The 2063-nt window shown below is 33.7% G+C and carries 2 protein-coding genes; both read left to right on the forward strand.

The window, feature by feature from the left end; genetic code table 11:
- The coding region (locus DIU01_RS05380; RefSeq protein WP_290832237.1) for a ribonuclease E/G at nucleotides 1-1509 on the forward strand (1509 nt) is incomplete at its 5' end.
- 279 nt (nucleotides 1510-1788) lie between these two features.
- A partial coding sequence (locus DIU01_RS05385) for a helix-turn-helix transcriptional regulator (RefSeq protein ID WP_290832239.1) occupies nucleotides 1789-2063 on the forward strand: 275 nt, incomplete at its 3' end.

The following is a 2063-nucleotide window of genomic DNA, read 5'->3' on the forward strand; positions in this document are numbered from 1 at the left end:
GCTGTAGATTTTGCCTTATTAAAAGATGGAAAACTAATTGAATTACACAAAGAAGAAGAAAAAGCAAACAAGTTTCTAGTAGGTGATATTTTTATCGCCAAAATTAGAAAACCTGTTGCCGGACTTAACGCTGCCTTTGTAAATGTTGGCTTCGAGAAAGATGCCTTTTTACATTATCACGATTTAGGTCCGCAACTAGCTTCTTATTTGAAATTCATTAAACTTGTAAGCGCAGGTAAAATAAAAGATTTCTCCCTAAAAAACTTTCAGTTTGAAAAGGAAATTGATAAAGATGGTGCAATATCAGATATTCTGAGCGCCAATCAATCAATTCTAGTGCAAGTGGTTAAGGAACCAATCTCTACCAAAGGACCAAGAATAAGCTCTGAGCTTTCTTTCGCAGGTAGATTTTTAGTTCTTGTCCCTTTTTCCGACAGAGTTTCTGTTTCACAAAAAATAGAAGACAAAGCCGAAAAAGACCGATTGAAAAAATTGGTACAAGCAGTCAAACCAAAAGGATTTGGTGTTATTGTGAGAACAGTAGCAGAAGGCAAAAAAACAGCCGAACTAGAAAAAGATTTGCAAAACCTCAATGATAGATGGCTTGCAATGTGTAAAAAATTACCAACTGCTCATCATCCGTCCAAAGTATTAGGCGAACTTAACAAAGTTTCCTCTATGCTTCGAGACATATTTAACGATACTTTCACCGGTATTCAAGTAGATGATGAAGAGTTGTTTCAAGAAACCAAGGACTATATAGCCGAGATAGCTCCTACAAAACAAAATATGGTGAAGCTTTATCAACATAAAGACACTCCCATTTTTGAGAAATACAATATAGAACGTCAAATAAAAACCTCATTCGGACGAACAGTTTCCATGAGTAAAGGGGCTTATTTGATTATAGAACACACAGAAGCTTTACACGTTATAGACGTAAACAGCGGAAACCGTTCTAATAAAGCTACTAATCAGGAAGATACAGCTCTTGAAGTAAACATGATTGCCGCAGCAGAAATTGCACGTCAGTTACGTCTTCGCGACATGGGTGGAATCATTGTTATCGATTTTATCGACATGCAAAATCCTGATAATCGCCAAGTTCTATTCAATTTCTTACGAGATGAAATGAGTGACGATAAAGCAAAACACAAGATCTTACCGCCAAGTAAGTTTGGACTAGTTCAAATAACACGCCAACGAGTAAGACCAGAAGTAAATATTGAAACAAGAGAAGAAAATCCCAATAATTTGGCGAGCGATATAGACGCGCCAATCCAAATTATCGACAAGATTACCTTTGCTCTTGAAAAAATCATGAAAGACCACAAGAAAGTAAAACTTAACGTTCATCCTTTCGTGGCAGCATACCTTAAAAAAGGTTTTCCATCAATACGTTCAAAGTGGTTCTTTGAGCATAAAAAATGGGTGAAAATTATACCTCGTGACGCTTACACGTACCTTGAATATCATTTTTATGACAATCAAGGAAAAGAAATTAAATAAAAACAAACCGTTATTCTTAATTGAGTAGCGGTTTTTTTTGTGCTTTTTTTGAAGCTTTTTCCAGCTTTACACTACAATCTTGCTCAATAAATACCATTTTTCTATGCCAAAAATAAGCTTCTTTGGTCGCTCATTTTTGTCATGAAAAATTGGTATTTCTTTTCACAAGGATTTCCGTTGCAATCTGGGCTACGGCAGCAGTTTTCAAAATATATTTTTGGATAATATATTAGCTATTTAATATTAAATAAGTTATATTTGTATAATATATTAGCTAAAATGAAAAATTATTCTATTAATAAAACACCTTCTCAAGTTCAATTAGAATTAGCAGAACGATTTAAAAAATTGAGAAAATACAAGAAGCTATCACAATCTGAATTGGCTGATAAATCGGGAGTTTCTTTAGGAAGTATAAAACGATTTGAATATACAGGACAAATTTCGTTAGAATCATTATTGAAATTAGCGCATCTTTTTGATCGATTAGATGATTTTGAAGAAATTTTTGTAGTTGACGAAGACTTAAAGAAAATAGAGAAATTATTTAAGCA

It is taken from the genome of Flavobacterium sp., from assembly GCF_003525665.1.
GTDB lineage: Bacteria > Bacteroidota > Bacteroidia > Flavobacteriales > Flavobacteriaceae > Flavobacterium.